At 69.5% G+C, this 26725-nt stretch carries 22 protein-coding genes, 1 tRNA gene and 1 pseudogene; 11 read left to right on the top strand and 13 right to left on the bottom strand.

Annotation, left to right across the window (positions count from 1 at the left end):
• Positions 1-6: 6 nt before the first annotated feature.
• From nudC to AB0B28_RS20470, 3 genes are read right to left on the bottom strand one after another with little or no spacing between them, the layout of a single operon-like run.
• The gene (gene nudC, locus AB0B28_RS20480; protein WP_360123770.1) at positions 7-909 is read right to left on the bottom strand and encodes an NAD(+) diphosphatase; all 903 of its coding nucleotides are present in this window, start codon (positions 907-909) and stop codon (positions 7-9) included.
• The gene (locus AB0B28_RS20475) at positions 906-2216 is read right to left on the bottom strand and encodes a pitrilysin family protein (protein WP_360123767.1); all 1311 of its coding nucleotides are present in this window, start codon (positions 2214-2216) and stop codon (positions 906-908) included. Before AB0B28_RS20475 ends, nudC begins: the two co-directional genes overlap by 4 nt.
• Positions 2213-3514 carry a pitrilysin family protein gene (locus tag AB0B28_RS20470; RefSeq protein WP_360123764.1) on the bottom strand — a complete coding sequence of 434 codons (1302 nt, stop codon included), beginning with the start codon at positions 3512-3514 and terminating at the stop codon, positions 2213-2215. Before AB0B28_RS20470 ends, AB0B28_RS20475 begins: the two co-directional genes overlap by 4 nt.
• 237 nt (positions 3515-3751) lie before the next feature.
• Here AB0B28_RS20470 and AB0B28_RS20465 point away from each other — a divergent pair.
• The 4 genes and pseudogenes from AB0B28_RS20465 to AB0B28_RS20450 all read left to right on the top strand — a co-directional run.
• Positions 3752-4462: pseudogene (locus AB0B28_RS20465) on the top strand (ATP-binding cassette domain-containing protein); the annotation flags it as partial.
• 92 nt (positions 4463-4554) lie between these two features.
• Positions 4555-5208: a methionine ABC transporter permease gene (locus AB0B28_RS20460; protein WP_360123761.1), complete on the top strand. Its 654-nt coding sequence runs from the start codon at positions 4555-4557 to the stop codon at positions 5206-5208.
• A gap of 35 nt (positions 5209-5243) precedes the next feature.
• On the top strand, positions 5244-6077 hold the full coding sequence (locus AB0B28_RS20455; protein ID WP_360123758.1) for a MetQ/NlpA family ABC transporter substrate-binding protein: 834 nt from the start codon (positions 5244-5246) through the stop codon (positions 6075-6077).
• An 80-nt stretch (positions 6078-6157) separates the two neighbouring features.
• Positions 6158-6230: transfer RNA gene (locus AB0B28_RS20450), tRNA-Trp, on the top strand.
• Between the two features lie 53 nt (positions 6231-6283).
• Here the strand turns inward: AB0B28_RS20450 and AB0B28_RS20445 are convergent.
• The 5 genes from AB0B28_RS20445 to AB0B28_RS20425 all read right to left on the bottom strand — a co-directional run bounded on the left by AB0B28_RS20445 (position 6284) and on the right by AB0B28_RS20425 (position 10343).
• Positions 6284-6793, bottom strand: coding sequence for a hypothetical protein (locus tag AB0B28_RS20445; protein WP_360123755.1), 510 nt, complete (start codon positions 6791-6793; stop codon positions 6284-6286).
• A complete protein-coding gene (locus tag AB0B28_RS20440; RefSeq protein WP_360123752.1) occupies positions 6777-7169 on the bottom strand; it encodes a hypothetical protein in 393 nt (130 codons plus the stop codon). The genes AB0B28_RS20445 and AB0B28_RS20440 overlap by 17 nt, the downstream gene beginning before the upstream one ends.
• A 90-nt stretch (positions 7170-7259) precedes the next feature.
• The gene (locus AB0B28_RS20435; protein WP_360123749.1) at positions 7260-8951 is read right to left on the bottom strand and encodes a CDP-glycerol glycerophosphotransferase family protein; all 1692 of its coding nucleotides are present in this window, start codon (positions 8949-8951) and stop codon (positions 7260-7262) included.
• 11 nt (positions 8952-8962) lie between these two features.
• A complete protein-coding gene (locus AB0B28_RS20430; RefSeq protein WP_360123746.1) occupies positions 8963-9670 on the bottom strand; it encodes an SDR family oxidoreductase in 708 nt (235 codons plus the stop codon).
• A complete protein-coding gene (locus AB0B28_RS20425) occupies positions 9663-10343 on the bottom strand; it encodes a 2-C-methyl-D-erythritol 4-phosphate cytidylyltransferase (protein WP_360123743.1) in 681 nt (226 codons plus the stop codon). The genes AB0B28_RS20430 and AB0B28_RS20425 overlap by 8 nt, the downstream gene beginning before the upstream one ends.
• Before the next feature lie 541 nt (positions 10344-10884).
• Here AB0B28_RS20425 and AB0B28_RS20420 point away from each other — a divergent pair.
• Positions 10885-14817 (top strand): glycosyl hydrolase family 28-related protein, encoded by a 3933-nt coding sequence (locus AB0B28_RS20420; protein ID WP_360123740.1) that lies wholly within the window; start codon positions 10885-10887, stop codon positions 14815-14817.
• Positions 14818-14901: 84 nt separating this feature from the next.
• On the opposite strand, the gene AB0B28_RS20415 is transcribed toward AB0B28_RS20420, so the two are convergent.
• The 3 genes from AB0B28_RS20415 to AB0B28_RS20405 all read right to left on the bottom strand — a co-directional run bounded on the left by AB0B28_RS20415 (position 14902) and on the right by AB0B28_RS20405 (position 16175).
• On the bottom strand, positions 14902-15195 hold the full coding sequence (locus tag AB0B28_RS20415) for a hypothetical protein (RefSeq protein WP_360123737.1): 294 nt from the start codon (positions 15193-15195) through the stop codon (positions 14902-14904).
• Entirely contained in the window at positions 15192-15488 is a 297-nt protein-coding gene (locus AB0B28_RS20410; RefSeq protein WP_360123734.1) for a hypothetical protein, read from the bottom strand. The genes AB0B28_RS20415 and AB0B28_RS20410 overlap by 4 nt, the downstream gene beginning before the upstream one ends.
• A gap of 186 nt (positions 15489-15674) precedes the next feature.
• Positions 15675-16175 carry a MarR family transcriptional regulator gene (locus AB0B28_RS20405; RefSeq protein ID WP_360123731.1) on the bottom strand — a complete coding sequence of 167 codons (501 nt, stop codon included), beginning with the start codon at positions 16173-16175 and terminating at the stop codon, positions 15675-15677.
• An 82-nt stretch (positions 16176-16257) separates the two neighbouring features.
• Between AB0B28_RS20405 and AB0B28_RS20400 the strand changes: the two genes are divergently transcribed.
• Positions 16258-17454 carry an amidohydrolase family protein gene (locus tag AB0B28_RS20400; RefSeq protein ID WP_360123728.1) on the top strand — a complete coding sequence of 399 codons (1197 nt, stop codon included), beginning with the start codon at positions 16258-16260 and terminating at the stop codon, positions 17452-17454.
• Between the two features lie 27 nt (positions 17455-17481).
• Complete coding sequence (locus AB0B28_RS20395) at positions 17482-18507, top strand: FAD-dependent oxidoreductase (RefSeq protein WP_360123725.1); 1026 nt, start codon at positions 17482-17484, stop codon at positions 18505-18507.
• Between the two features lie 9 nt (positions 18508-18516).
• On the opposite strand, the gene AB0B28_RS20390 is transcribed toward AB0B28_RS20395, so the two are convergent.
• The gene (locus tag AB0B28_RS20390; protein ID WP_360123721.1) at positions 18517-19611 is read right to left on the bottom strand and encodes a hypothetical protein; all 1095 of its coding nucleotides are present in this window, start codon (positions 19609-19611) and stop codon (positions 18517-18519) included.
• A gap of 83 nt (positions 19612-19694) precedes the next feature.
• Entirely contained in the window at positions 19695-20687 is a 993-nt protein-coding gene (locus tag AB0B28_RS20385) for a LacI family DNA-binding transcriptional regulator (RefSeq protein ID WP_360123718.1), read from the bottom strand.
• A 169-nt stretch (positions 20688-20856) separates the two neighbouring features.
• On the opposite strand from AB0B28_RS20385, the gene AB0B28_RS20380 reads away from it, so the two are divergent.
• From AB0B28_RS20380 to AB0B28_RS20365, 4 genes are read left to right on the top strand one after another with little or no spacing between them, the layout of a single operon-like run.
• A complete protein-coding gene (locus AB0B28_RS20380) occupies positions 20857-23268 on the top strand; it encodes an HAD family hydrolase (RefSeq protein ID WP_360123715.1) in 2412 nt (803 codons plus the stop codon).
• A 25-nt stretch (positions 23269-23293) separates the two neighbouring features.
• Positions 23294-24190, top strand: a complete 897-nt coding sequence (locus AB0B28_RS20375) for a cell division protein FtsQ (protein WP_360123713.1) — start codon at positions 23294-23296, stop codon at positions 24188-24190.
• Positions 24190-25887 (top strand): ATP-binding cassette domain-containing protein, encoded by a 1698-nt coding sequence (locus AB0B28_RS20370; RefSeq protein WP_360123710.1) that lies wholly within the window; start codon positions 24190-24192, stop codon positions 25885-25887. Before AB0B28_RS20375 ends, AB0B28_RS20370 begins: the two co-directional genes overlap by 1 nt.
• Positions 25887-26720 (top strand): energy-coupling factor transporter transmembrane component T, encoded by an 834-nt coding sequence (locus AB0B28_RS20365; protein ID WP_360123707.1) that lies wholly within the window; start codon positions 25887-25889, stop codon positions 26718-26720. Before AB0B28_RS20370 ends, AB0B28_RS20365 begins: the two co-directional genes overlap by 1 nt.
• The last annotated feature ends 5 nt before the right edge of the window (positions 26721-26725 follow it).

Genomic DNA, 26725 nt, shown 5'->3' with positions numbered 1-26725 from the left:
AAGCGCTCAGCCTTCTTCGAGCCAGTTCTCGATCAGGAAGCGCGCCACCGAGATCCGGACCGCGCTCGGGGTGCCGTCGGCGGTGTCGGCCCACATGTCGCGCACCTCGTCGCGGGTGAACCAGCGCGCGTCGGAGATCTCCTCGGGTTGCAGCGTGAGCGGCTGCGACGCGTCGGCGGTGGCCCGGTACGCGAGCATGAGCGAGCGCGGGTAGGGCCACGGCTGGCTGGAGACGTATTCGAGCCGGTCGATGCGGATGCCGATCTCCTCGGCCACCTCGCGGTGGACCGCGGCCTCGGCCGACTCGCCCGGTTCGACGAACCCGGCGATACACGCGTACCGGCCCTGGCGCTCGCGCGGCGGGCTGATCGTGTTCTGGGCGACGGCCGGTTTCGGCTGCCCGCCATAGCGTTGGTGCTGCGCCAGCAGGACGCGGTCGGCGCCGTCGTCGATGAGCACGATCACGGCCGGGTCGGTGCGTGGGAAGACCGGGCGGGACCCGCCCGCCGCGAGCTCCCAGCCCGCGTTGCGGGCCTTGAGCGGCTCGCCCGTGGTCGGGTGGAACCGGTAGGTCGCGTGCCAGTGCCCGATCCCGATGGCCTCCACCGCGATCGCGAGGTCGCGGCGGTCCCAACTCGGTTTGATCGAGCGCCCCGGCAGGCCCTCGGGCAGGTCGGTGAGCACCGCGAACACCGGCGGGTCCTCGCCGCCGAGGTAGACGCGCTCGCCGTCGGGGGCGGTGTCGGCGCCGTGGTAGTGCAGGCCGTCCTCGTCGGCGTCGATGCGCTCGCGCTCGGGGTCGCAGACCACGATCTGGGCCTGTTCCCAAGCGGCGCTGAGCCATTCGTCGTCGCTGCGGTGCGCGGCGCCGCGGTCGAGGACGTCGATCGCCAGGGGCGGGTGGTTCACGGCGCCTCGATCTCCCCGAACTGGGCCAGGCCCTCGCGGATCTCGCCGCCGTCGCCGAGGACGACGGTGACCGCGCGGTCGGGGTCGAGGCGGGCGGCGCTGACGCGGCCGATGTCCTCGGCGGTGACGGCGCGGAGCCGCTCGGAGTGCTCGGCCAGCCACGACAGCGGCAGGCCCGCGGCCGCCAGCGCCGAGATGTAGTTGGCGACGCCGGCCTGGGTGGCGGTGGCGAGTTTGATCGAGCCGAGCGCGTACCGGCGGGCGAGGTCGAGCTCCTCCCTCGCGGGCGGGCGTTCGGCCATGCCGCGCAGTTCGGCGCGGACTTCGGCGAGCGCGGGGCCGGTGACCTCGGTGGCCACGTCGACGGCGGCGAGTTGGATGGAGCCGGCGGGGGCGTGGTCGACGCGCGAGCGCGGCGAGTACCCGTAGCCCTTGGTCTCGCGCAGGTTCATGACCAGGCGTGAGGAGAAGTAGCCGCCGAACGCGAGGTTGGCGAGGTGTTGCGCGGCGTTGTCGTCGTGGGTGCGGGCCACGGCCGGGTAGGCGACGCGGATCGCGGACTGGACCGAGCCGGGCCGGTCGACCAGGACGAGGGGTCCGGGGACGAGGTCGGGCAGGGGTTCCATGGTGCGCGGTTCGCCGGCGCCGTTCCAGTCGCCGAGGGCCTTCTCGACGGCGGCGCCGGTGGCGTCGATGTCGATGTCCCCCACGATGACCAGGCGGGCCCCGGTGGGGTGGACGCGGGAGGCGTGGAGGGCGAGGACGGCGTCGCGTTCGATGGCGGCGACTTCGTCTGCGGTGGGCTGCTGGTGCCCGTAGGGGTGGTCGCCCCACAGGCGGGCGTCGAGGACGCGGCCGACTTGGAAGTCGGGCTGCTGTTCGGCGACGGAGAGGCCGTCGATGATGCGGGAGCGTTCGACCGCGAGGGGCCCGTCGGGGTAGTCGGCGGATTTGAGGAGTTCGCCGAGGACTTCGAGCAGTTCGGGCAGGCCGGTGGCGAGGCTGTTGCCGGAGACGGCGATGCGGTCGGGGTCGGCTCCGGCGCCGAGGGCGCCGCCGACGCCTTGGAGGCGTTGGGCGATCTCGGTCATGGAGGCGGTCTCGGTGCCGGAGAACAGCGCGGAGGCGAGCAGGTCGGCGGCGGCGAGGTCGGCGTGGGCGGCCGGGATCGACAGGCGCACTTCGGCGAGCGGGACGCCGGGGCGGCGCAGGAGGAGGACGCGCAGCCCGTTGGGGAGGGTGCGCTCGACGGGGACCGGCAGGGACAGCGGGACTTCCGGCGCGAGTCCGGGAATGACGTTGGTCACTGTGCTCCTCCAGGAATGACTTCGAGTACGGCGCGGCGGTTCGGCGTCAGTGCGGCGGCGGCGCGGGCGACGGATTCGGCGCTGACCTCGCCGAGCAGGGACGCGAAGCGGGTGGTGATCGCGGCGTCGCCATGGAAGATCTCGGCGGTGGCGAGGCGGCGGGAGCGTCCCATGACCGAGTCGTCGCCGCGGAGGAGTTGGGCGGCGACGCGGGCTTTGACGCGGTCGAGTTCGGCTTCGTCGACGCCTTCGGCGACGCGTCGCAGCTCTTCGTCGACGGTGCCCAGGACGGTGTCGACTGCGGTGCCGGGCGGCAGGAACGCCTGGACGAGCATCGCGGTGGGGCCACGGGAGGCGAAGGGTTCGGCCATGAAGGTGCAGTGGGCGGCCACTGCGGTGGCGGTGCGGTCGGTGTGGACGAGGCGTTCGACCAGGCGGGAGGCGTCGCCGTCGGTGAGGAGTTCGCCGAGGACGACGTACGGGAGGAACTCGTCGAGTTCGGTCACCGGGTCGGGGACGCGCCAGGCGGCGGCGAAGGCCGGGAGCGTGGCGCGCTCGTCCACATAGGATTCGCGGCGCTCGCCGGTGAGGTCGGGCTCGTCGAAGGACGGGTGGACCGGCGCGGGCCGGGTCTCGACGTTCCCGAAGTGGCGTTCGACCAGCTCGCGGGCCTGGGCGAGGTCGAAGTCCCCGGCGACGGAGAGGACGGCGTTCGAGGCCGGGTAGTAGGCCTCGAAGAACGACTTCGCGTCGGCCACGGTGGCCGCGTCGAGGTCGACGAACGAGCCGTAGCCGTCGTGGGCGTTGGGGAAGGTGTCGAACATGACCGGCGGGAGCTTGATCCACGGGAAGCCGCCGTAGGGGCGGTTGAGGACGTTGACCCGGATCTCCTCTTTGACGACGCTGACCTGGTTGTCCAGGTTCTCCTGCGTGATCGCCGGGCCGCGCATGCGGTCGGCCTCCAAGAACAGCGCCAGTTCGAGGCCGTTGGAGGGCAGCAGGTTGAAGTAGTCGGTGTAGTCGATGTGGGTCGAGCCGTTGAAGGTCCCGCCGGCGGACTGGACGTGCCGCATGTGCTCGGCCTTGCCGACGTTGTGGGAGCCCTGGAACATCATGTGCTCGAACAGGTGCGCGAAACCGGTGCGTCCCTCCGGTTCGCTTCGCATGCCCACGTCGTAGACCACCGCGACGCCGACCACGGGCGCGCCCGGGTCGGGCGCGAGGACCACGCGCAGTCCGTTGGCGAGTCGGAACCGCTCGATCGCGAACGCCGGGGCGGGAATCGTCGCAACAGTCATGGCCGAACCCTATCTCAGCAGCGGCCCCGTTCGAGGACGCGGCGTTCGTCACAGGCACTTGGAATCGGCACGAATTCCTGCTTGACTTCTAGGCTATGAACGGACAGCACTTCGAACGCCTCAGCGACGCCACCGGCGCCGCGGCTTCGTGCTGCCGAATGTGCGCCTGCTGAGGGTCCCCGCAACGCCGCGCCCCGAAGCGGCGAACTCCCACAGCGAAAGCGATCTTCCATTCTCATGGACCGCAATCCCAGCATCAGCCTGTCCGGCGTGACCAAGCGCTTCGGTGACCTCGTCGCCCTCGACGCGGTCGACCTCGACGTCGCCCCCGGCGAGATCTTCGGCATCCTCGGACGCTCGGGCGCCGGCAAGTCCACGCTCCTGCGCACCGCCAACCTCCTCACCAGGCCCGACGAGGGCACGGTGACCGTGGACGGCGCCGAACTCACGGCCCTGCGCGGCCGCGAGCTGCGGGCCGCGCGGGCCAAGACCGCGATGATCTTCCAGCACTTCAACCTGCTGTCGAACCGCAACGCGGCCTCGAACGTGGGCCTGCCACTCCGCTTCCGCGGCGTGGCGCGTCCCCAGCGGCGCGCCCGGGCGCTCGAACTGCTCGACCTCGTGGGCCTGGCCGACAAGGCGAGGGCCTACCCCGGGCAGCTCTCCGGCGGCCAGCGCCAGCGCCTGGCGATCGCCAGGGCGCTCGCGGCCGAGCCTGCGGTGCTGCTGTCGGACGAGGCCACGAGCGCGCTGGATACGGACACGACCGACGAGATCCTGGACCTGCTGGCGCGGCTCAACCGCGAACTGGGGTTGACGATCCTGCTCATCACGCACGAGCTCGAAGTGATCACCAGGATCTGTCACCGTGCGGCGGTGATGGAGGAGGGCCGGTTCGTCGAGACCGGCGCGGTGGCCGACCTGTTGTCCGACCCGGATTCGCGCCTGGGCGGCCAGGCCCGGCGGCTCGCCGCGCGCCTGCTCGGTGAGGAACTCGCGCATTCGGCGACGCCGATCGTGCCAGTCGAAGGGGTGCAGTCATGACCGATCGCATGACAGAACTCCTGGTCGAAGCCTTCTGGGAGACCCTGCACATCGTGTCGGTGGCGGGCTTGTGGACGCTCTTGGGCGGCCTGCTGCTGGGGACGATCCTGTACGTGACGTCCAAGACCGGGCCGCGGCCGTTCGCGGTGGTCAACGCGCCGCTCGGACTGGTCGTGAACATCGGCCGCAGCGCTCCGTTCGTCCTGCTCATGGTCGCGGTGGTGCCGCTGACGCGGTTGATCACGGGCACGAGCATCGGCACCGAGGCGGCGATCGTGCCGCTGACGGTGGCGTCGATCCCGTTCTTCGCCCGGTTGGTCGAGGGCGCGCTCCTCGAAGTGCAGCCGGGCCTGGTCGAGGCGGCCCGCTCGATGGGCGCTTCGACTCCGGCGCTGGTGTGGCGGGTGGTCCTGCCCGAGGCCACACCGGGGCTCATCCGCGGCTTCACCGTGACGCTCGTGGCCGTCGTCTCGTACTCGGCGATGGCCGGGATCGTGGGCGGCGGGGGCCTGGGCGACCTGGCCTACCGCTACGGCTACCAGCGTTTCCAGACCGAGTACATGATCTGGCCCCTGGTCATCCTCGTGGTGCTCGTGCAGCTGTTCCAGATTCTCGGCGATCGGTGCGCCCGCACCCTCGACCGCCGGTAAGAAGTAATTCCCTACCTTTCCCTTAGGAGAAAACTATGTTCAATCGCCGTGCCCTCCTGGGCAGTTCGATCGTGGCCGCTTCGGCGCTGGCGCTGACCGCCTGCGGCGCCGACGAGCCGTCGGAGCCGACCGAGACCAACGGGACCGTGACCGTGGCCGCCACGCCGGTGCCGCACGCCGACATCCTGAACTTCATCGCCGACAACCTGGCCGATGACGCCGGGCTGACGATCGAGGTCGAGGAGTTCACCGACTACGTGCAGCCGAACGTGGCCACGGCGGACAACTCGGTGGACGCGAACTTCTTCCAGACCGAGCCCTACCTGGACGAGTACAACGCCGCGAACGGCACCGACCTGGTCACCGTGGCCGCGGTGCACATCGAGCCGCTGGGCCTGTACTCGGACAAGGCCGCCACCCTGGAGGAGATCCCCGAGGGCGGCCAGGTGGCCATCCCCGGCGACGGCTCCAACGGCGGGCGCGCGCTGGCGCTGCTGGCCGACGCGGGCCTGATCACCCTCGCCGATGGCGTCGACGTGACGCTCGCGACCGAGGACGACATCGCGGAGAACCCGAAGAACCTGGAGTTCGTGCCGCTTGAGGCCGCGCAGCTGGCGCTGTCGCTGCCCGACGTGGACGCGGCCGTCATCAACGGCAACTACGCGCTCGAAGCCGACCTCAGCCCGGCCGAGGACGCGCTCCACTCGGAGTCGCCCGACGGCAACCCGTACGCGAACTACCTGGTCACCACGGCCGCGAACGCCGACAACGAGGACATCCAGAAGCTCGCCGAGCTCCTCCAGTCCGACGAGGTCAAGCAGTTCATCCTCGACACCTGGGACGACGGCTCGGTCGTCCCGGCCTCCTAACCACCCCACCCCAACCCGCTTGCACCGGCTGAACCGCAACACGTAAGATGGTTGCGGCCAGCCGGGCAACGGGCTGGCAAAGGAGTGTGGCGCAATTGGTAGCGCATCGGTCTCCAAAACCGAGGGTTGCAGGTTCGAGTCCTGTCACTCCTGCAAAGCAAGCGGCCCGGATCTTTGATCCGGGCCGCTTCTTCGTCTCGATGGGCTCACCAGATCAGGGGCAAGGTGATCGGACGTCGAAGCCAGTACCAGCGGGCCTCCCTGCCTTCAGCGAGCGGCTTCCAATACTGCGCCAGTTCCTCGCCATGGTCGTGGAATGTGCGGGCCCGAAACCGCTGATCGAGGTCAGCGAGCAAGCGGTCGAACTTGTGTCGCAGCGGGTCTCGCATGCCTCGCCGGAGTCCCTCCAGCCTGTCCCGAGCGGTGAGTTCGTTCAGGTACTCGTAGACGATGGAGGTGCTCGGTGCCGTCCAGCCGCCCTCCATCGCCTCGATGAGCCATTGCCAGGTGCGTAGTGAGTCCAGCAGCCCGCCTCGCGGTTCGCCGGGTCGTGCCATGTTCGCTGCGGCGGGTCCGGTCTGCTTAAGGTCCAAGCTTCGGCCTTCGAGAGCGGCTATCTCGATTCGGTCCGCGTCGTCCAGGCCGGCGATGAACTGCTGAACGGCAGACGGTTCATGCTGAGCTACTGCCCGTCCCTTCTTACGGCGTTTCGGCACGGTACTCCCCCACGACTTCGATGACGCCGATGATGTGGCGGTTGAATTCTTCGAGGTCTTCGGCGGGAACCCAGAGTTCGAGGATCGTGCGGCCTCCGGCCTGTTGGATCGGGTAGCGCTCGGCGAAGGCACCGTCGACTTCGAAGCGGGTCACGTACCCGACGCCGTCTCGGGGCGCGTTCCAGTCGCGGGCGATCTTCGTCGCATAGTCCTCGTTGAAGACCGGGTAGAAGATCGGCTGGTCGGGCAAGCGAGGAGGCCAAGCGGTCCACCCCGACTCACGGACCAACGCAAGCTCAGCCGGGCCGCAAGGGCGCCACAGAGTCATCGTCTTCACGGCAGTTCCATTCGCAGAGAGGAAATCTGACTCTGCCATGCCCAGGACTCCCGGCGCATCTGGATTGTGACCGGCTGAACCCCGATGGGCCCCTGCCGCTGTGGCAGGGGCCCATCGGGGTTCGACGGGTCAGTTGGTTGAGCGGTCGTCGATGTAGCGCTGGGCGGTTTCTATGAAGGCTCGTTCGTAGGTTTCGGCGGGGAAGTCGCCGAGGTAGTAGACCTTTTCGCGGGCGCGGTCGGGGGCGAGGGGGTCGGTTTTGAGGAGGTCGTCGAGGACTGGGCCGAGGTTGGCGCCGGTGGAGTCGATCCTGTAAGCGACGCGGGCCAGAGGGAAGGTCTCGACGAAGGCCTCGCCCTCGTCGCGGGCGTCGACGACCGCGAAGGGCTTCTCGGTGTAGAGCCAGTCCGAGGCGACGGCGCTGACGTCGCAGACGAGGGCGTCGGCGGCGTCCACGCAGTCGAACAGCGTCATCTCCTCGCAGGCCTTGGCTCCCCACAGGTGCGCGCGCCCGGTCTTGGCCGCGTCGGCGCGCAGCAGTTCCTCGGTCTCGGCCCTCTTGCGGTCGGCGCCGTCGTCGCGGTCGGTGTACGGGTGCGGCCGGAACACCACGGTCGCGCCCCGGTCCAGCAGCGCCTTCACCAGCTTGGGCCCCAACGGGAGCGAGCAGTAGTTCGCGTCCTCGTAGAACCCGGTCCACGTCGGCGCATACAGCACCGTCGGGGACTTGACGGTGCTGATCTCGGTCCGTGGGATGTCGAGCACCGACACCTGCGGGCGCCCGACGATGTCGAACTTCTCCGCCGGAATCGACACGCCGTGGTTCTCGTACCGGTCGATCCCGGCCTGCCCGGCCACGAAGATCCGGTCGAACATGCCCGTGACCGGGTTGAAGCTGGAGACCTTGTCCGAGTCGCCGTGCAGCAGTTGGATGTGCCGCAGGTCGGGGTTGCGGACCAGGTGGGCGTTCTTCATGCCGTTGTTGACGTAGAACACCGTCGTCACCGAAGCGGGAATGACCCCGTCGATCGGCCCCTGCCCCTCGACGAAGACCACGGACCGCTCGGTGACATCGGCCAGCGCCTGGAGGTTGTGCCGCTCGCGGGTCATGACGAAGTACCCGCCGGAGATCTGCTCGAAGTACGGCAGCCACATCTCCAGTTGGTAGGTGGTGTTGGGCGGCCCGGCGAAGTAGACCATGAACGTCGGTTCGAGCCGGTCGAGCGCCTCGGCCACCGTCAGCGTGGTGTCCTCGGTGGTGGGCAGGATGCGATGGGTCAGGTCCAGGAACTTCGCCGCTGCCAGCACCGCCGTGGGCAGCACCGCCAACGCGACCGCGTACGGCGTCACCGCCGCGACCCCGGGGAACACCAGCGGCGCCTGCACGGCCAGGACCGCGAACGTCGACAGGTAGTACAGGACGGTCCGGCGCAGGAACGAGTCCGCGGTGGAAGGCGTCGTGGGAAGGTGCGCCGTGGCGATCTTCGCCGCCGACACCACCCGGCCCAGTAGCACCTCGACGGCGATCATCCCGGCCGTGGCCAGCGCGGCCACGGCCCATGCGAGCGGCACGTCCGACCCCGCGGCGACGGCCGCGGTGAACGGCGTGAACGCCAGCAGCGTCCGGCCCGGCGCGTAGCGGCCGGGCACGTTGGCGGCCCGGGGATAGAAGTAGAACGCCAGCGTCGCGGCCGTCAGCGCCAGGCCCACCGCGGGCCAGGCCCCCGAGACGCCGAAGAGGATGACGGCGTGGCACAGCACTGGCAGCAGGTTCGGCAGAAGCGCCCGGATGTATCTGAGCTGCGTGATCTCAAGGAGCATTCGAGTGTCTCTTATCGACGGACGACGAGGTTCTGGCTGTCGACGAGGTGGCCGACATCGGAGGCGAGCATGGCGATGGCCGAGGCCACGTGCTCGGGCTGCATGATCGTCGAGGGGTCCTCGTCGGGGGCGAGTTTTCGCCGCAGGTCGGTCGCGCAGCGGCCGGGCGAGATGCACACGACGCGGGTGCCGTAGATCGACAGCTCCTCCTTGATCGCCTCGCTCATGTTGATCACCGCGGCCTTGGACGCGCCGTAGGTGAGCCAGCCGGGTCGGCCGCCCATCCCGGCGGTGGAGGCGATGTTCACGATGAGCTCGAAGGTGTTGCCGCAGTGGAGCAGCTCCTGCACGATCGTGAACGGCGCGTACACGTTCACGCCCATCGTCCGCTCGAAGTCGGCGAACGTGATCTGCTGCAACGCGCACGGGGCGGTGTATCCGGCGTTGTTGATCAGGATGTCGACCTTGCCTGCCTCGGCCATGACGTCGCGCATGAGGCCGACGATGCGGGCGCGGTCGGCCAGGTCGATGAAGTGCGGGAAGACGCGTTTGCCGTGCGGGTTGTCGTCGGCAAGCCGGGAGATGAGCTTCTCGAACTCCTTGGACTCGCGGGCGAGGAGGATGAGGTCGGTGACGTCGTTGTCGTCGTAGAAGAAGCGCTCGGCGGTGGCCGCGCCGATGCCCTTGGACGCGCCGGTGATGAGGATCGACTTAGACATCGTCGCCTCCGCCCAGGAGGAAGCCCGCGAGCTTGACGTCGGTCGGGGTGGTGACCTTGATGTTGGTGTCCTGGCCGTCGATGAAGTACACGTCGTGACCGGTCACCGCGCACAGCGTCGCGTCCTCGGTGAACACGAGCTGCTTGTCGCGGGCCTGCTCGTGCGCGTCGGCGAGGTCGGCTTTGAGGAACTTCTGGGGGAGCTGGACGTTGCGCAGGCGGTCGCGTTCGAGCGAGCCGGCGACCAGGGCCGTTTCGGGGTCGACGGGGGCGACGGTGAAGGGGATGGGGAGCATGAGACTCACGTTCTCGCGAGGGTCGGCGACCAGGAGTTTGAAGTCGGCGGTGCCGACCAGGGGACGGGCGGACTCGTGGACGAGGACGCGGTCGTTGCAGCATTCGGGGAGCATGGCGGCGACCGACTCGTGTCGGCTCGCGCCCGCCTTCACATAGGTGACCGGCGTCTGGATGGCGTAGTCGTCGACCAAGCGTTCGATCTCCTCGCGGAACCCTTCGGGGTAGTTGAGGACGATCTGGTCGATCTCGGGTACGGCGTCGGCGGCGACCAGCGAGTAGACGATGATCGGGCGTCCGGCCACCTCGATGAACTGCTTGGGGCGGCCTGCTGCGACACGGTTGCCGATTCCGCCGTTGAGCAGCATCAGGCTGTACATATGGGGTCTACCTCCGCGATGGGCACACGAAGTTCTGGGGAACTCTCGAATGGTCAAAAAGGGCGTTCCCAACCGAAGGAGCAGAAGTGGTGGCCGCGTTGATGGGTGTGCCACCACCTCAAGCCAATTTGGTTGGCTCATTGATCAATGAATTCCGTCACAGTAGCAGTCGTATTGGCACGATTCAAGCGCCCCTTTACCCGTACATAACCCACCGTTCACCCTGTGGCAGCCAGGCGTTTCACACAGTGATGGCCCGAACCGGAAGGCGTTTCGGGCCAGGCCGAGAAGGACGCGTTTCGCGGGGCGCTGCGGCGCTGCCTCGGGACCGACATCCGAGGTTGAGCGCTGGGGAGGCATTGGGGTATTGAAGTGCTTGACTTAGTAACACTCATGGGGTTACTTTGTAGGCCGAAGCTTGACCTGCCTTGAGCGATCGCGGGTCATCACCCCGACTGTGACGATCGTTACCCCCGATTCCCTTGCTGCGCATGCTGATGCATACGCGCTTTCGCCTTACCCCCGAACGAAGGTTCTGAGCATGAAAGCACTGATAGGCCGTGCGGTCGCGACGGCTGCGGCCGTCGCGTTGACCGTCACCGGGCTCGCGCCACCGGTCGTGGCCGCGCCGAATGTCGATGTCGACCGCTATCCCGCCGGGCTCGGCGCGGACTTCTCGGTCGCGCCGCGCACCCACGGGATCGCCGTCGCCACCGCCCCCACACCGGACGCGGAGGTGACCGGCGAGCAGGACGACCGCGAATACTGGCGCACCGACAGCGCCGCAGGAGCCGAGCGCATCGCGCTCGATCTCGTCGACGAGTACGTGGACCGCCTCGCCGAATCCCCCGGGTACCTCGTGGTCGACCACCTGGCCGGGGAGGAACTCGTCGCCACCAGCGGCGGCGAGACCCTCGACGCGGGCGATCCGCAGGAAGGCGATGTCTGGACCACCACCGTTGTGCCCCTTGCCGTCAGAGCGCTCGATGCGTCCGACCCCGAGGTCGAGCTCGGCGCGGTCGACGACGAGTTGACCGTGGCGTCGGTGCGCGTCGTCGTCCGGGGCACGAGCGTCGATTTCGGACCGAGCGTGTCCGAGCAGGGCATCGCCGTGCGCGCCGGGGATGAGACCGCCGGTCTGGTCACCGGCACCGAGGACGGGCGCGGGTACTGGCAGACCGGCCGTGAACTGGGCACGAACTTCATCTACGCGAACGTGTCGAACTCCTACGCGCTCAACACCACTGACCGCGTTCTTGTCGACGCCACCGTGCAGCACGGCGGCGGTTCGCTGTTCCTCCAATACGACTCGCCGGGTGAGACCATTCCCGACATGTTCAAGCCGTCCGCGCGGCACCAGCTGGGCGGCGACGGGTCGTGGCAGTCCAGTTCCTGGCTGCTGGACGACGCGATCCTGACGAACCGCTCCAATGGATCGGACTTCCGCGTCTCGGTCGAGGACTCCACTGAGGATGTACGGTTCGACGCGCTCGCCGTGACCGTGATTCCGCGCGAAGTGGATCCCGCGGTCGGGCTCCGGCAGCTGGTCGACCAGGCCGACATCGCGCACTACGCCGCCCGCGAGGGCGACCGGGACGGGCAGTTCCCGGCGGGCTCGAAGTCCTTGCTGCGGAACGAGATCGACGCGGCGCAGGCCGTGCTTGATGATCCCGACGCGGCCGAGGCCGACATCGACGCCGCGATCGAGGCCCTGAAGAGCGCGCTGGAGACCTTCCTCGCCGCCGAGGTCACGACCGACCTCGCGCGCGGCGCGGCGGTCACCGCGAGCTCGACCAGTGCGGGTCAACCGGGTGCCGTGACCGATGGAACCGGGTCGACGTGGGTGTCGGGGCGCGATCACGAGTCGGCCTGGATCCAGGTCGACCTCGGCGCGGCCACGACGTTCGACGAGGTCACCGCCAACTGGACCGCCGACTACGCGCACGTCTACCGCGTCCAGGTCTCAAGCGACGGCGAGGAGTTCACCACCGTCGCCACCGCGGGTTCGCTGGGTGGCAACCAGATCCGGACCCGGTTCGAGGAGACGAGCGCTCGCTACGTGCGTCTCTCGCTCGACCAGTTCGCCACGCAGCGAGGCGCTTACGGTCTCAAAGCATTCGAAATCCGCGACATCACGCCCGTGGATCTCGAACCGCGCATTGTGGACACGGTGTTCCCGAGCGACGACGTGATCGTGGCCGACCTCGACGTCACCGATTTCGGGGCCGACCCCACGGGCGCCGCCGATTCGACCGCCGCGATCCAGGAAGCCCTGGCCACCTGCCGCGACGCCGGTGGCGGGACCGTGTGGGCCCCGGCCGGGACCTACCGCGTGAGCGACACGCTCGAAGTGTTCGCCTATTGCACGCTGCGCGGCGACCACCGCGACCTGGACGAGCAGCCGCTCGGCGACCCGGATGCCCCCGAGGGCCTGGGCACTGTGCTTGAGGCGCATCTGGAGTCGGGCGACGACGGCCCGGCGCTGCTGCGCGTCGGCGGCTCGGCCGGGGTCGTGGGGCTGACCGCGTACTACCTTGAGCAGGACGCCGCGAACCCGGTGCCGTACGGGTGGACCGTCGAGGTTCCCGGGCTCGCGTGGATCGGCAACGAGAACTACATGCTCAGCACCGTCGAGGACGTCACGCTCCTCAACTCCTACCGCGGCATCGGCGTCTCGACCATGCGCAACGACCGGGGCGAAGGCCCTGGGGCGCAAGGACATGAGCTCGCGAACGTGCGCAACGTGTCGGGCACGGTCCTCTTCGAGGGCGCGGCCGGGTACAACGGGGCCGACGTGGGCGTGTGGGAGGACGTGCGCTTCGACAACGCGTACTGGTCCGGCGCGGGGGAAGCGTACGCCGCGCCCGACCGCGAGGTCCTGGACGCGTGGACGCGCGAGCACGGCACCGGTTTCGTGCTCGCCGACCTCGAATGGGACCAGTTCGTGGGCCTGCACGCCGCCGATTACGCGGTGGGCATCAAGGCCGTGAAGGGCCCGAGGGCCTCGTTCACCGGCATCTTCGTGGACGCCCATATCGTGGACACCGATGTGGCTGTGCTGGTGGAGGACTCGGATGACCGCTGGGGCGTCTCGTTCGCGTCGAGCGTGCTCGAAGGCGCCGAAGCGGCGGTGCGCAACGTCTCCGACGGGTACGTGAAGCTCACGGACACCGCCGTCGAAGGCGCTCTCCAAGGCACGGTGTACACACTGGATGGACCCGACGAGGTCCCTGAGATCACTGACACGCGTATCGCTCCGAAACCGGATGAGCTGCTGTTCGACGTGACGGCCGAGCCGTACAACGTGCCGCGCACGCCGAAGGAGTTCTCCGACTTCGACGCGACCGCGGGTATCCAAGCGGCGCTTGACGACGCAGGCGAGGCCGGCGGCGGCGTGGTCTACCTGCCCGCGGGCTGGTACACGATTCGCGGGCACCTCACGGTCCCTGCGGGTGTGGAGCTGCGCGGCGCTTCGGCGGTGCCGAACCGGGTGTCCCTCATCGAGTCGTCGGGCACGGTCCTCATGGCTTACGAAGGCCGCCAAGAGGACACGAGCGAGGCATCGGTGGAGGCCGCGGCCGAGGCGACCGCCGTGGTCACGCTCGCCGGTGAGGACGCCGGGGTGCGAGGCCTGCGGGTGCTGCACCCGGAGAACAACCCGGCCGAGGGCGCGGTGCCGTACCCGTTCGCGGTGCGTGGCGACGCTCCAGGCGTCTACGTCGTGAATGTGGGTCTCGACAATGCTTGGAACGCAGTCGATTTCACCGCCGAGGCCGATGGGTTCCTGGTGCGGCGGGTGCTGGGCATCTTCCTCTCCGAGGGCGTGCGCGTCGACGGGGCTGCGGACGGGGTCGTTGACGGGCTGCTCTCCAACGGCAACGTGATGACCCGCAACGCTTACGGCCTGCCGGGCTGGGTCGAGGAGACCAATCTGTTCGCCGACGTGATCGACAGCGTGAGCCGCGAGCGGGAGATCCTCGTCCACGCGATCGGGGCCGAGAACCTGGAGGTGCGGAACACCTTCGCGTACGGTTCGCACGACGGGATCGTGGCCAGCAATTCGACTGTGACGGCATTCAACCTGGGCACCGACAACCTCGGCCCCGGCGGCCACACGGTCGACGCCGACGAGTCCAGCGCGGTCACGGTCGTGAACCTGATGCGCTACAACGGCACCACCAGTCGAGGCCCGGTCACCATCGTCAACCCGATGGCGATCAACATGACCACCGCAGCCCTGACGGTGACCGCCGAGGGCGACGGCACCGCCGCAATCGAAGGCAACGAAGCCGAACCGGGCCGCTATGAGGTCGGCGCAACGGTCACAGCGGTCGCAGAACCGGCACCGGGCGCAAGGTTCACCGAGTGGCAAGACGCAACTGGCGCAACGGTTTCGACTGAGTCGCGCTACACGTTCGCGCTCGAAGCGGACACAACCCTCACGGCGAAGTTCGAACCAGCCCCGGAATCGTGAATCGAAGCGATCGATTGCATTAAGCGATAACCCAACGAGAGACGCGAGCCCGGGCCATTCGGCCCGGGCTCGTTCGTTTGCCAGTCAGCCGTTGCAGGTTCGGAAGATTTGGTCCTTCTTTTGCCAGAGGTTTATGGATTGGTCGAGGATGGCTCGGGTGCGGGTGGGGTCGTCTTGGTTGAGCCAGGCGAGGCCTTGGGAGCCGGGGACGAGGCGGGGAAGGCCGTCGAGGTGGGTGACTCTGCCCAGGAGGGTTCCGTTGTCGGCGAAGGTGATGCGCAGGCTCGGATGTTCCCAGACCCAGGCGTAGTTGAAGGTGTAGCCGTCGATCGTGTCGGTGCCGATCAGGGGGTAGTGGTTGATGAAGTGGAGGCTCATCCTTCGACCTCCGCGCGGCGGGCGGCGTGTCGCCAGGTCACGGTGACCTTGTCTTTGGCGTTGCGGCGCTGCACGGCCGACCAGTGGGCGCGGTAGAGGCGCACGCGGGCGTGCGCGGCCTGGATCTTGATCGCGCTTTGGCGCCTCGGGCAGCCGTGGGCGCCCCACTTGTGGTGGCACCACTCGCATCGCAGGCGGCCCAGGCCGAGCCAGGTGCGGTAGGGCTTGTGGAGTTCGAGGTCGATTTTGACCGAGGCCGGGACCGGGTCATGGCGTACGCTGAACGAGACCACGAGAGGTCTCCTCTCTGGTAAGGGGCGGGCCGCCGATCCGGATTGGCGTTTGGTGCGGCGGCCCGCCGCGTTGATATTCAGTTGGTGTGGTTGCACGCGTGATACACGCGTGCTGAAACCATTGCACAGCTATCGCCGCGCATCAACCAGCGACACGCCCTCATGTCGCAAACGTCTAGTTCTTTGTCAGGTGTCGGTGTTCATCAGCGCCCTGAGGGCTCGGTCCAGATTGTTGAAGTCCTTTATGGACATTCTGGTGGTGAGGTCGACCATGCGGTCGGCGACTGCCTCCGCTGCTGCGTCTGCTGTGGCTTTTCCGGTGGGGGTCAGGGTGATGCGGAAGCTGCGGCGGTCGCCGGGGGTTTGGGTTCGGGTTACCAGGCCTGCGGCTTCGAGGCGGTCGAGGCGCTTGGTCATGCCCGCGCGGGACATCAGGAGCTCGTCGGAGAGTTCCGACGGGGTGAGGGCGTAGGGCTCGCCGCTGCGGCGGAGGGTGGTGAGGACGTCGTATTCGGGCTGCTGGAGGCCGTGTTCGGCCATCGCGGCCTCACCGACGGGCATCACCACGTGCTGGAGGACGTGGGCCATGCGCATCATCGGGCCCATGTGGTCCAGGTCGAGGCCCGGCAGCTCCCGCTTCCAGGCCGCCAGGATGCGGTCGATGCGGTCCTCGTTCGATTCGGTCATGGGCTCATTCTATTCGCCTTGAGATAGTTTGCTAGCGTACTATCAACTAGCGAAGTAGTTTCACCTACGGAAGGAGCAGGCCATGCGCACCCTCATCCAGAACGCACGGATCTTCAACGGGCGCAACATCTCAGGGCAAGACTCGGTCCTCATCGACGGCGACCGGATCGCCGCGCCCGACGGCGGGCCCGTCGACTCGACCGTCGACGCCACCGGCCGGACCATACTGCCCGGGCTCATCGACGCCCACACCCACGCGGTCGGCCAGGACCTCGAACTCGCGCTCAGCTTCGGCGTCACCACCGAGCTCGACATGTTCAGCCTCCCCGCCACCCACGCGCGTCTCAAGGCGCTCGCGGCCGAGCGCGACGATCTCGCCGACCTGCGCAGCGCGGGCCACCTCGCCACCCCGCCCGGCGGGCACCCCGCGCAGATCGCCACGCCCGAGGTGATGGCGTTCTACGGCGAGAGCGCCGACGCGTTCAAGCCGATCGAATCGGCCGAGGACGCCGAGGCGTTCGTCAAGGCACGCTTGGAGGAAGGGGCCGACTACGTCAAGATCGTGATCGACGACGGGACCCACTCGGGCACGCGCCTGCCCGTGCTCGACCAGCGGACCGCGGCAGCGATCGTCAAGGAGGCGCACGCGGCCGGACTGATGGCGATCGCGCACGTGTGGACCAGCGGCGACGCCCGGATGGCGCTCGACGCGGGCGTGGACGGACTCGCGCACGCTTTCACCGACCTCGGCCCCGGAGCGGCTCTCGCCGAGCTGACCGCGCGCATCGCCGACAGCGGCGTGTTCGTGGTGAGCACCCTGGCCTACATCGAGAACCTCACCGGAGGCGGCGGCGCGGAATTGATCGCCGACGAACGTGTCGGACCGCGACTGCCCGAGCACCTGCGTGCCGCTCTGGCCACCGATCCCGTTGCGCAGAGCCGGGAATCGGCGAACGCCGCGGCCGCGATCGCGAGCCTCCACGCCGCCGGGGTGCCGATCCTCGCCGGGACCGACGCGACCCCGTTCGGCCCCGCGCACGGCGCGTCCATGCTCCGCGAACTCGTGCTCCTGTGCGACGCGGGCCTGACCCCGACCGAGGCCCTGACCGCCGCGACCAGCACCCCGGCCCGCCACTTCGCCCTCGACGACCGAGGCCGCATCGAACCGGGCCTGCGCGCCGACCTGCTCCTGGTCGAAGGAGACCCGACCGAGGACGCGCGCGACGCCCGCTCGATCGAACGCGTGTGGCGTCGGGGTGTGGAGAAGCGGCTCGCCTGAACTGGTTCCGGCTGGTAGAACTCGGCTATGACGGATGGAAGCATTGTCGTGGTCGGTGCCGGGATCGTCGGGACGTCGCTGGCGTACCACCTTGCGGGGCAAGGCAGGCCCGTGACGGTGATCGACGCGGGGTTGCCGGGTTCGGGGGCCACCGGGGCGTCGTTCGCGTGGATCGGGCGGCCGCTCGTCAGCGATCTGCCTTCGGCGGCGCTGCGGTACCTGGCGCTCGATGAGTACCGGCGGCTGGAGACCGAGCTTCCCGGGCTGCCGATCCAGTGGTCGGGGTCGATCAGTTGGGGCGGCTTCGACGCGACACAGGGGCCGAGCGCGGGCGACGTCCGCGCGTTGGAACCGCGTCTCCTCGACCCTCCTGCGGAAGCCGTGCGTCGCCCCGAAGACGGCGCCCTTGATCCGGTGGCGACCACGGAACTGCTGGTCGCGGGCGCGCGCGACCGGGGCGCGCGGGTGCTGACCGGGACGCTCGCCACCGCGCTCGACCACGAAGCCGGCACAGTGCGCGGCGTGCGGACGACCGCCGGGACGGTGCCCGCCGAGACCGTGGTCCTGGCCGCCGGAACCGGCACGGTCGCCTTGTGCTCAGGCATCGGGGTCGCCGTGCCGGTCGAGCCCTCTCCTGCGATCCTGGTGCGGCTGCGTGCCAAGCCGAATCTGGTTCAGGCCATTGTGGCCACTCCGGAGCTGGAGGTCCGGCAGCTCCGTGACGGCACGGTACTGGCCCCTGTGGAGTATCGCGGCGAGACCGATCAGGCGGCGCTGCACGAAACGGCTCGACGCGTGCGGGACCGCTTCGCCGCCGCGTTCTCCGGCGCCGAGGACACCGAGATCATCTCCGTCGAGATCGGTTGGCGCCCAATGCCCGCCGACGGCGAGCCGATCATCGGCCGCCCCACCGGCACACGAGGGCTCTACCTCGCCGTGATGCACTCGGCGATCACCTTGGCCGCCGCGGTCGGTCGGCTGGCAGCCGCCGAGATCCTCACCGGCCTCGAGGCACTCGAGCTCGCACCATGCCGACCCGATCGCGAGTTCTGAAGCCCCGAATCAGGGCAGTTCGAGGTTCAGGGTGGGGAAGGCCAAGGCGAGCGTCAGGTAGATCGTGGCCAGGGCGGTGAGGACCGTGAGGGTCATCGCGGGGCGTTTGAGGGGGCCGAACCAGTTCGCCACGAAGGCCGCTCCTTGCCCGAGGTCGGGGGCGGTGTGGTTGCCGCCGCTGGAGTTCGCCACGGCCGCAGCGAAAGTGAGCGTGGCCGGGGCGAACCACCAGGGAGTGAGGGTGAGGGCCAGCAGCGCGAGGACGGCGAGGGGCACGAATTCGAGAACGCCGACCGGGAAATCGGAGCCGTCCTTGCGGAGCGCGGCGGGGAGCGTCACCGCTGCGGTGGCGCAGACGGCGGTGAGGAAAACGCCGAACGGATTCGCGCCGGAGGTGGACGCGACCAGGCACGCGCACGCGATGGCGGCCGCTGAGAGGAGAAGCGGGATCGGGCCGTGCTCGTAGAAGTCGTCTTCGAAGCGGCCGGTCACGGCGGTGAGCTGGAACATCGCCAGTGAGGCGACGAGGAGGCCGATGTGGGGCTCGGTGACGGTGCCGATCCAGATGCCTGCCGCGGCGGCGAGGGTGTAGGTGATGAGCGCGTCCAGGCCCGCACCTCGTTGCGCCTCTTGGTGGTTGAAGTTCCAGCCTTGGGCGATCATGGCGGCGAGCAGGGCCCAGGCGCAGGCCGCGGCGGGCAGGAGCAGGCTCGCGTATGCGGCGGCGTAGCCGCGCAACGGGACCGGGTCGAGCAGCGCGGGGGGCGCGGTCACGGCGGCGGCGACCGCGAGGGTGACCGCCAGCGGCAGGCGGATGTTGCGCACGGCTTCGAGTGGGTGCGCGGCCAGGTCGGGCCAGGTCCAGACCGCCGGTGCGCGGCGCTCGGCGGCCTCGGCCGCGGGGCCCGAGACGGTGAGCGCGATGATCGAGGCCATCCCCGCCATGACCGCGCCGACTGCGGCGATCGCGATCGCCACGGTCCCGGTGAGCAGGTTGACCACCGAGCCCGCGAACGTCGCCCCCATGGTGAGGACCCCGACGGCCACCGCAGTGACGAGGACCGGACGGCGATGACGGGGCGGGGCGGGCTCCTCGTCGGTCATCGGCGCTCCGAGTCGTTGCGGCGCACCGCTATAGGACGTTCAGGCATCCCAGAAGTCTACGAACCGCGGCCACGAGCCGGTCATCAATCGGTCACAGCGGCGGTCGAGGCTCGTTTGACGAGGGTCGGGGAGATGACCTCGTGGCGGTCGGCGGTGCGGCCTTCGAGGCGGGTCTTGAGGAGGGTGAGGGCGGTGCGGCCGAGGTCGGGGCAGTGTTGGTCGATGCTGGTCAGACGCGGCCAGGAGCGGGCGGCGAGTTCGGTGTCGTCGTAGCCGATGAGCGAGAGGCGGCCGGGGACGTCGAGGCCGAGTTCGTGGGCGCGGCCGAGACATTCGATGGCGAGCACGTCGTTGTTGGCCATGATCGCCGTCGCGCCGCTGCTGAGGATCTCGTCGATCGCGCCGGGCTCGGGGCGGAGGCGGTGGATGCTCGGTTTCAGTGCTGCCGCTTGGAGTGTGGTCTCGTAGCCTTCGAGGCGGGCTCTGGCCGCCGGGCGGTTCGAGGTGGTCGCGAAGGCGATCTCCTTGTGGCCGAGGGTGATCAGGTGCTCGGCGGCCTGCCTGGCGCCGTCGAGGTCGTCGTTGGCGACCGAGTCGACGCCTTCGGGCAGGACTTCGGGGCGACCTACGACGACGATCGGGAGGCGTCGAGCGGCCGCAGCCAGTACTTCCGAGTCCACTCTGGAGCTTACTACGACGAGGCCTTCCACGTTGTGGCCGATCATCGCCTCCACTTGGGCCGCAAGGCGCTTCGGGTCGCGGCGGCCGTTGGCGAGGAACGTGCCGAAGCCCTCGTCTTCGGCCGATTCCTCGACGCCGAGCGCCACTTCCGCGTGGTAGGGGTTGCGCAGGTCGGTGACGATGACGCCGATCTGGCCGGTGCGGCCTTGGACGAGGGCGCGGGCCTGCGCGTTCAGGCGGTAGCCGAGTTCGGCGGCCGAGCGGAGGATGCGGTCGCGGGTGGAGGGGCCCACGCCGTCGTCGCCGCGCAGCGCGAGCGAGACGAGGGACTTCGAGACGCCCGCGTGGGCGGCCACGTCGACGATCGTGGGGCGGCGGTTCCGGTTCGCGGTCACCGGCCAATCATCGCCGCCGCCTACCACTAGTCGCAAACCGGCACACCGGTCTTGAGCAGGAAACCTGGAACGTTCCAGTCCTGTTCGGCGCTCGTTCACCCGACGCGGGGCCCGCCGTCACCGGGCGGCCCGATGCTGGCCATGCAACCCCGAGACGACTGGAGCGCCCGTGACCGCCAGCCCCGCCCCCACTGCCTTCGAACCGATCGCCCCGGCGCTCGCCGCCCGCCCCGAAGCGCTGCTGCTCGACTTCGGCGGCGTGGTCTTCGAGACCGAGAAGCTGCCCGAAGGTCGAAGGCGCGCAGCGGAACTGGTGAGCGAGCGGCTCTCGCGGGCCGGGCACGACGTGGACGCGGCGGCGGTGGCGGCCTCGATGGCCGCCGGGCTCGACGCGCTCAAGCACTGGAAGCACGCGATGAGCCGCACCCTCGCCCCGGTCGAGCTCACGCACCGCGAGCTGTGGGAGGACTTCCTCCTGTCCGACCAGCCCGAGGCAGTGCGGGCCACCGCCGCCGGGGACGGCCGCGAGCTCATGGCCGCGATCAACCCGCTGCTCAGCGACCACCGGGTCCGGCCGGGCGCGGCCGAGCTGGTGCGGCTGGCCCGCGAGCTCGGCGTGCGGGTGGGGATCGTCTCGAACGCCCACTCTGGACTTTCGCACCGAAACCTGATGCGCCGCTTTGGAATCGACGTAGAAGTGCAGCTGTACTCCGACGAGGTCGGCATCCGCAAACCGCACCCGGGAATGATCACCCGAGCCGCCGCCGCGCTCGGCACGATCCCGGAGCGGTGCTGGTACGTGGGCGACACGCAGGACCGCGACGTCCAGGCCGGTCGCAGGGCCGGGGCGAGCGCGGTGATCCTCACGCGCTCCAAGCACACCGACTCCCCGCCGTTCCCGGTGGCGGACAGGGCCGACGCGGTGTTCGAGACGCCGGAAGGGTTGATCCCGGCGCTGGAGCAGGCGAGACCGGTAGAGGGTGAGGCGGCCCGGGGGGTCGTGACGAGGCGCGAGGCCGCACCGACAAGCGAGGTGGGCGGCACCCGCAACGACATCGGATCGAGTCCGGCGATCACGCAGCCGACGCCGGTGGGGGCCGGGACGTGCCGGGAGATGGCGGCGGGGCGTGGGGCCGCAACCGGTGGGGCGGATGCTGCTCGCGAGGCGGCGCCTACGCGTGAGGCGGACACTGGCCGCGACCCTTCGGCATCGACTCCGGCGCTCGCACATGCGAGGCCGGTCGAGATCAAGGCGAGCCCGGACGCCAAGGCAGGGCGGGGGGCCGCGACCGGCGAGGTAGATGCTGGCCGCGACGCCGCAGAGTCGCTTTCCGCGTTTGCGCCGGCAGGGTCGGTCGAGTCCGAAGTGAGCCCGGACACCGGGACAGGGTTTGGAGCCGCGACCGGCGAAGCGGACGCTGGCCGTGACGCCACACCTACGGGCGAGGCAGACGCTGGCTGCGACGCCGCAGGGTCGCTTTCCGGATTCGCGCTAGCGGGGTCGGCCGAGTCCGATCCGGGGCGGGACGCCGAGGCTGAGCGTGGGGCCGTGGCTGCGAGTGAGGCGGCATCCGCCCTCGACGCCACCGCATCGACTCCGACGCTCGAGAGGCCGACACCGACACCGACACCGACACCGACACCGACACCGACACCGACACCGACACCGACACCGACACCGACACCGACACCGACACCGACACCGACACCGACACCGATCGAGACTACGGCGGTCGCTTCTGCCACAAAGAAAGCCGTCTCCTCGACCGCCTCTCGTGCCGGGCGTGCGGTTGCGCCGGCACCGCGTGCGCTTCTTCTGGACCAGGGCGGCGTGCTCGTTTCCTCCGTCAAGTCCCCTGAAGCGCTGGCCGCGTTCGCTGATCGCACCGCCTCGCGCCTGCGCTCCGCTGGGCATCCCGTCACCGATCTCCTCATGGGCGACGCGCTCGCCTACGCGCTCGATGCGTATCGCCGCCACAAGCGCACCCCCGAGTCCGATGCGGACGGACAATTCATCTGGCGTGAGATCACGCCCGCCGTCTTCTGGGGCGAGCACGCCGCCGCAGCGCTCCCGCCCTCGGCCCGCGAGTGGCTCGCGGCCGAGGCCGTGGCACTCACCGAGGAGTACTCGCGGGCGAAATCGCATGCGCGCCTTCGAGACGGCGTGGTCGACCTCCTCGAATGGTGCCGCCGCGCGGGCGTCCTGGTCGGGATCGTCTCCAACACCGTGTGCGGCCGCGAAGGGCGCAGGCGGCTCGCCGACGCCGGGGTCGCCCACCTGATCGGCGCGAACGCCTACTCCGACGAGGTGGGCCGCCGCAAACCCGACCCGGCGCTGGTCCTCGCCGCGACCCGCGCGCTCGGGGTCGATCCGGCCGAGTGCTGGTTCGTCGGCGACAAGCCCTGGCGCGACGTCCGGGCCGCCCGAGCGGCAGGCGTCGGCACCGCCGTGATCGTCGAGGGCGGCTCCCCCACCGCCCCCGAACTCGCCGAGGCGGCCGCAGCCGACCGCCCCGACCTCGTCCTCGATTCCATGTCCGCCGTCCACGAAGCCCTCGCGGCGACGCTCCGCGCCGCCTGAAAGCCCCCTTGAGAAAGGCCCTTCCATGACCAAGACCGCCCCGTCCAGGGCCCGCCGGGTCCTGCCCGACCCGCAGTCCCTGACCTCCTCGCAGAAGCTCATGGTGTTCGTCCTGTCGATGACCCTCTTCGGCCTGGCGAACATCTTCACCGAGATCCTCCCCGAGTTCCGGCTCGGCCCAATCGAACTGTCGGTGTCCTATCTGGCCTTCGTCCCGGTGGTCATGGTCAGCCTCTTCCACCCGCTCTACGCCGCGCTCGGCGCGCCGCTCGGCGAGATCGTGTTCGTCGACCTCCTCATGGGCAACTTCTCCGGCATCGGCGAGCTGGAGGGCTTCCTCCAGCTCTCGCTGGGCCTGTACGTCGGCGGCTCGCTCGTGCGCGACCCGAGCCGCAAATGGCAGGTCGCGACGGCCGCGATGGTCGCCGTCCTCATCGACAAGGGCGTGGGCGGCGTCATCGACATGTCGAAAGTCCTTGTAGGCGTGGAGGATGCCGAATGGGTCGAGGGCCTGCCCGAGTCCATTCTGCTCATCGAGGGCTTCGCGTTCGGCTCCGACTTCCTCATCAGCGGCATCCTGTTCGGCGCGATTCCCGCCGCGTACCTCGCCGCTCGCCTGCACGGCAAGATCGAGCCGCTCATGGGCATGGCCCCGCGCGACGCCGAGCACCCGGTGCCCGGCCGCGCCCGCCAGAACGCCGCGTTCATCGCGCTCGCGGTGTTCCTCATGCTCGGGTCGGCCGTGTTCGCGTTCCTGGAGGCCGCCGACGTCAAATTCGGGGTGTGGGAGCCGGACTTCATCGACGAGTTCGGGGCCGGATTCCTGTGGATCAGCGTGGCCGCGTGCGTCGTGGTCTTCGCCGGGATCGCGTTGTCGGCCACGGCGTTGCGCCGTCGAAACCGGGACCGGACGGAGGACTAGTGAACGACGTCATTGCCGTCGACGGCCTGACCTTCCGCTACCCCGGGGCCGCCGAGCCCACCCTGAACGGCGTCGACCTGCGCATCGAGCGCGGGGACTTCACCGCCGTGATCGGCGGGAACGGCTCGGGCAAGACCACCCTGTGCAAGGCGTTCAACGGGCTCATCCCCCACTTCTGGTCCGGCGAGTTCGCCGGTCAGGTCACAGTGGATGGTGTGGACACGCTGGACGCGTCGGTCGGGGCCCTGTCGCATCGCGTCGGGTACGTCTACCAGGACTTCGGGAACCAGCTGGTGAGGCCGTCGGTGCGCGAGGACGTCGCCTTCGGGCCCGTCAACTTCGGGCTCGCCGACCACCGCGAGCGCAGTGAGGCCGCGATGCGGCTGCTCGGGATCGACCACCTCGCGCGCAAGTACGTGTGGGAGCTCTCGGGCGGCCAGCAGCACCTCACCGCGCTCGCCGGGGTCCTCGCGATGGACCCTGCGGTGATCGTGGTGGACGAGCCGGTGGCCGAGCTCGACCCGGCCCGCGCCGAGGAGACCTACCGGATGCTCAAGCGCGTCAACGAGGAACGCGGAACCACCATTGTGGTCATCGAGCACCACGCCGAGTTCATCGCGCGGTACGCCCGCAGCGTGGTCCTCATGTCCGAGGGCAACGTGCGCTGGCACCTGCCGGTGCGCGAGGCCCTGGGACGCACCGAGGAGCTGGCCGAGCACGGCATCCCCGCGCCGCAGATCATCGCCGCCACATCGCGCCTGACGCCCGGTTCCCGCGTGCCGCTGACCGTCGCCGAAGCGGCGCAAGGAATCCGAGACGCGGGGCTCGAACCCGGGCCCGGTCGCGCCGCAACTGAACCGCCACAGGCCGGGCCTGTGATCGCCAGGCTCTCTGGGGTGACCCACGGATACAAGGACGTGCACTCGCGCGTCTCGACCGTGCTCGACGACATCGACCTCGCATTCCGCGAAGGCGAGCGGGTCGCGCTCGTCGGCTCGAACGGGGCCGGGAAGTCGACGCTGCTGCGGCTCCTGACCGGGCTCAACGTCCCTCGCAAGGGGACGGTCGAGGTCGAGGGGACCGACACGCGGGGCGTCAAACCCGCGCGGCTGGCCGACCGCGTCTGCTACCTCTACCAGCACCCTGAGCAGATGTTCCTCAACGATTCAGTGCGCCAGGAAATCGCGATGTTCCCGACGCAGCGAGGCCGTCCCGACGCGGAGTCCATCGTGGACGACGTACTCGAACGCTTGCGGCTCAACGACTTCGCCGACCGCGACGGCCGGACCCTCTCGGGCGGCCAGCAGCGGCGCACCACGCTCGGCATCGGCCTCGCGATGGCCCCGGCACTGCTGCTGCTCGACGAGCCGACCGCCAGTCTCGACACCGCTACCAGGAACGACGTGATCGCCATGCTCGCCGCGCTCGCCGAACGCATCCGCTGCGTCGTGGTCGCCACCCACGACATGCAGCTCGTGGCCGAATGGGCCACGCGCGTGCTCGTCCTCGGCGAGGGCCGCGTGCTCGCCGACACCACCCCGGCCGGGCTGTTCGACGACGCCGACCTGTGCGACCGCGTGAACCTCGTCCCGCCGCATATCAGCGACCTCGGCCGCGAGCTGGGCATCCACCCACCGCCGCTGAGCGTGGACGAGTTCACCGCCGCGTTCGCCCCCGCGCTCGCCGGGGGCCGATGATGGCCCGCAAGCAGCGCGACGTGCTCTCGGTCGAATGGGTCAAGCTCGAACTGCTCCGCACGGCGTACGCGACCCGCGGCGGCCTGTTCGCCGCGTTCGACCCCCGCGTGATCATCGTCTGGTACCTGGTGTTCGCCGTGGTGCCGTGGCTGACGCACAACATCACGGTGCTCGCGATACTGTTCACCGCCTGCGCGGCGGCGGTCGCGCTGTGCCGCGTGGGTCCGCTCGTGTTGGGGCTCTTCGCGTTCGGGCTCGTGACTGAAACGGTGTACCTGTTCGCGGTGGCGTGGTTCTTCGACGGGAACCTGCACACCGTGGCCTCCCTGGTGACGCTGAGCCTCAAGCTCGGGATCGTGGCGCTCGCGAGCATGGCCGCGTTCGTCTCGCTCGACCCCGAAAAGCTCTCCGACGCGCTGGTGAGCATGAAGGCGCCGCCGCTGCTGAGTTTCGGCGTGAGCTACGGGTACCGGATGCTGCCGATCATCATGGACGAGTTCCACACCATCGTGGACGGCTACCGGCTCCGCTCGGCGCCCCTGGAACGCAAGGGCCTCCTCGCGTGGCGAGTGCCAGTCCACATCGGATTCGCGCTGGTGCGCAGCTTCTACCCGATGATGCTCAACACCGCCAAACGCACCCGCACGACGGTCGAAGCCCTGGAGACCCGAGGCTTCACCTTCGCCGGAGAAAGCACAAAAGGCCGAGAAATCCGCCTGGCCTACCTCCGCCTCCGCCCCCGAGACCTCGCCCTGGCGCTCACCACCGCAATCCTCATCACCGCCTCGTTCACCCTGGGAACCCTGGCCCCACTCTTCGCCCGAGACTTCTAGGCAGC

The organism is Glycomyces sp. NPDC046736, from assembly GCF_040645615.1.
GTDB lineage: Bacteria > Actinomycetota > Actinomycetes > Mycobacteriales > Micromonosporaceae > Glycomyces.
This window is presented reverse-complemented; position numbering and strand designations above follow the sequence as displayed.

What these genes read in the sequence shown, in the direction of transcription:
- AB0B28_RS20470 (WP_360123764.1), bottom strand. Translation starts at nt 3,514, where the DNA reads ATGACTGTTGCGACGATTCCCGCCCCGGCGTTCGCGATCGAGCGGTTC.
- AB0B28_RS20460 (WP_360123761.1), top strand. Translation starts at nt 4,555, where the DNA reads ATGACCGATCGCATGACAGAACTCCTGGTCGAAGCCTTCTGGGAGACC.
- AB0B28_RS20455 (WP_360123758.1), top strand. Translation starts at nt 5,244, where the DNA reads ATGTTCAATCGCCGTGCCCTCCTGGGCAGTTCGATCGTGGCCGCTTCG.
- AB0B28_RS20440 (WP_360123752.1), bottom strand. Translation starts at nt 7,169, where the DNA reads ATGGCAGAGTCAGATTTCCTCTCTGCGAATGGAACTGCCGTGAAGACG.
- AB0B28_RS20435 (WP_360123749.1), bottom strand. Translation starts at nt 8,951, where the DNA reads ATGCTCCTTGAGATCACGCAGCTCAGATACATCCGGGCGCTTCTGCCG.
- AB0B28_RS20430 (WP_360123746.1), bottom strand. Translation starts at nt 9,670, where the DNA reads ATGTCTAAGTCGATCCTCATCACCGGCGCGTCCAAGGGCATCGGCGCG.
- AB0B28_RS20425 (WP_360123743.1), bottom strand. Translation starts at nt 10,343, where the DNA reads ATGTACAGCCTGATGCTGCTCAACGGCGGAATCGGCAACCGTGTCGCA.
- AB0B28_RS20420 (WP_360123740.1), top strand. Translation starts at nt 10,885, where the DNA reads ATGAAAGCACTGATAGGCCGTGCGGTCGCGACGGCTGCGGCCGTCGCG.
- AB0B28_RS20415 (WP_360123737.1), bottom strand. Translation starts at nt 15,195, where the DNA reads ATGAGCCTCCACTTCATCAACCACTACCCCCTGATCGGCACCGACACG.
- AB0B28_RS20405 (WP_360123731.1), bottom strand. Translation starts at nt 16,175, where the DNA reads ATGACCGAATCGAACGAGGACCGCATCGACCGCATCCTGGCGGCCTGG.
- AB0B28_RS20400 (WP_360123728.1), top strand. Translation starts at nt 16,258, where the DNA reads ATGCGCACCCTCATCCAGAACGCACGGATCTTCAACGGGCGCAACATC.
- AB0B28_RS20395 (WP_360123725.1), top strand. Translation starts at nt 17,482, where the DNA reads ATGACGGATGGAAGCATTGTCGTGGTCGGTGCCGGGATCGTCGGGACG.
- AB0B28_RS20390 (WP_360123721.1), bottom strand. Translation starts at nt 19,611, where the DNA reads ATGACCGACGAGGAGCCCGCCCCGCCCCGTCATCGCCGTCCGGTCCTC.
- AB0B28_RS20375 (WP_360123713.1), top strand. Translation starts at nt 23,294, where the DNA reads ATGACCAAGACCGCCCCGTCCAGGGCCCGCCGGGTCCTGCCCGACCCG.
- AB0B28_RS20365 (WP_360123707.1), top strand. Translation starts at nt 25,887, where the DNA reads ATGGCCCGCAAGCAGCGCGACGTGCTCTCGGTCGAATGGGTCAAGCTC.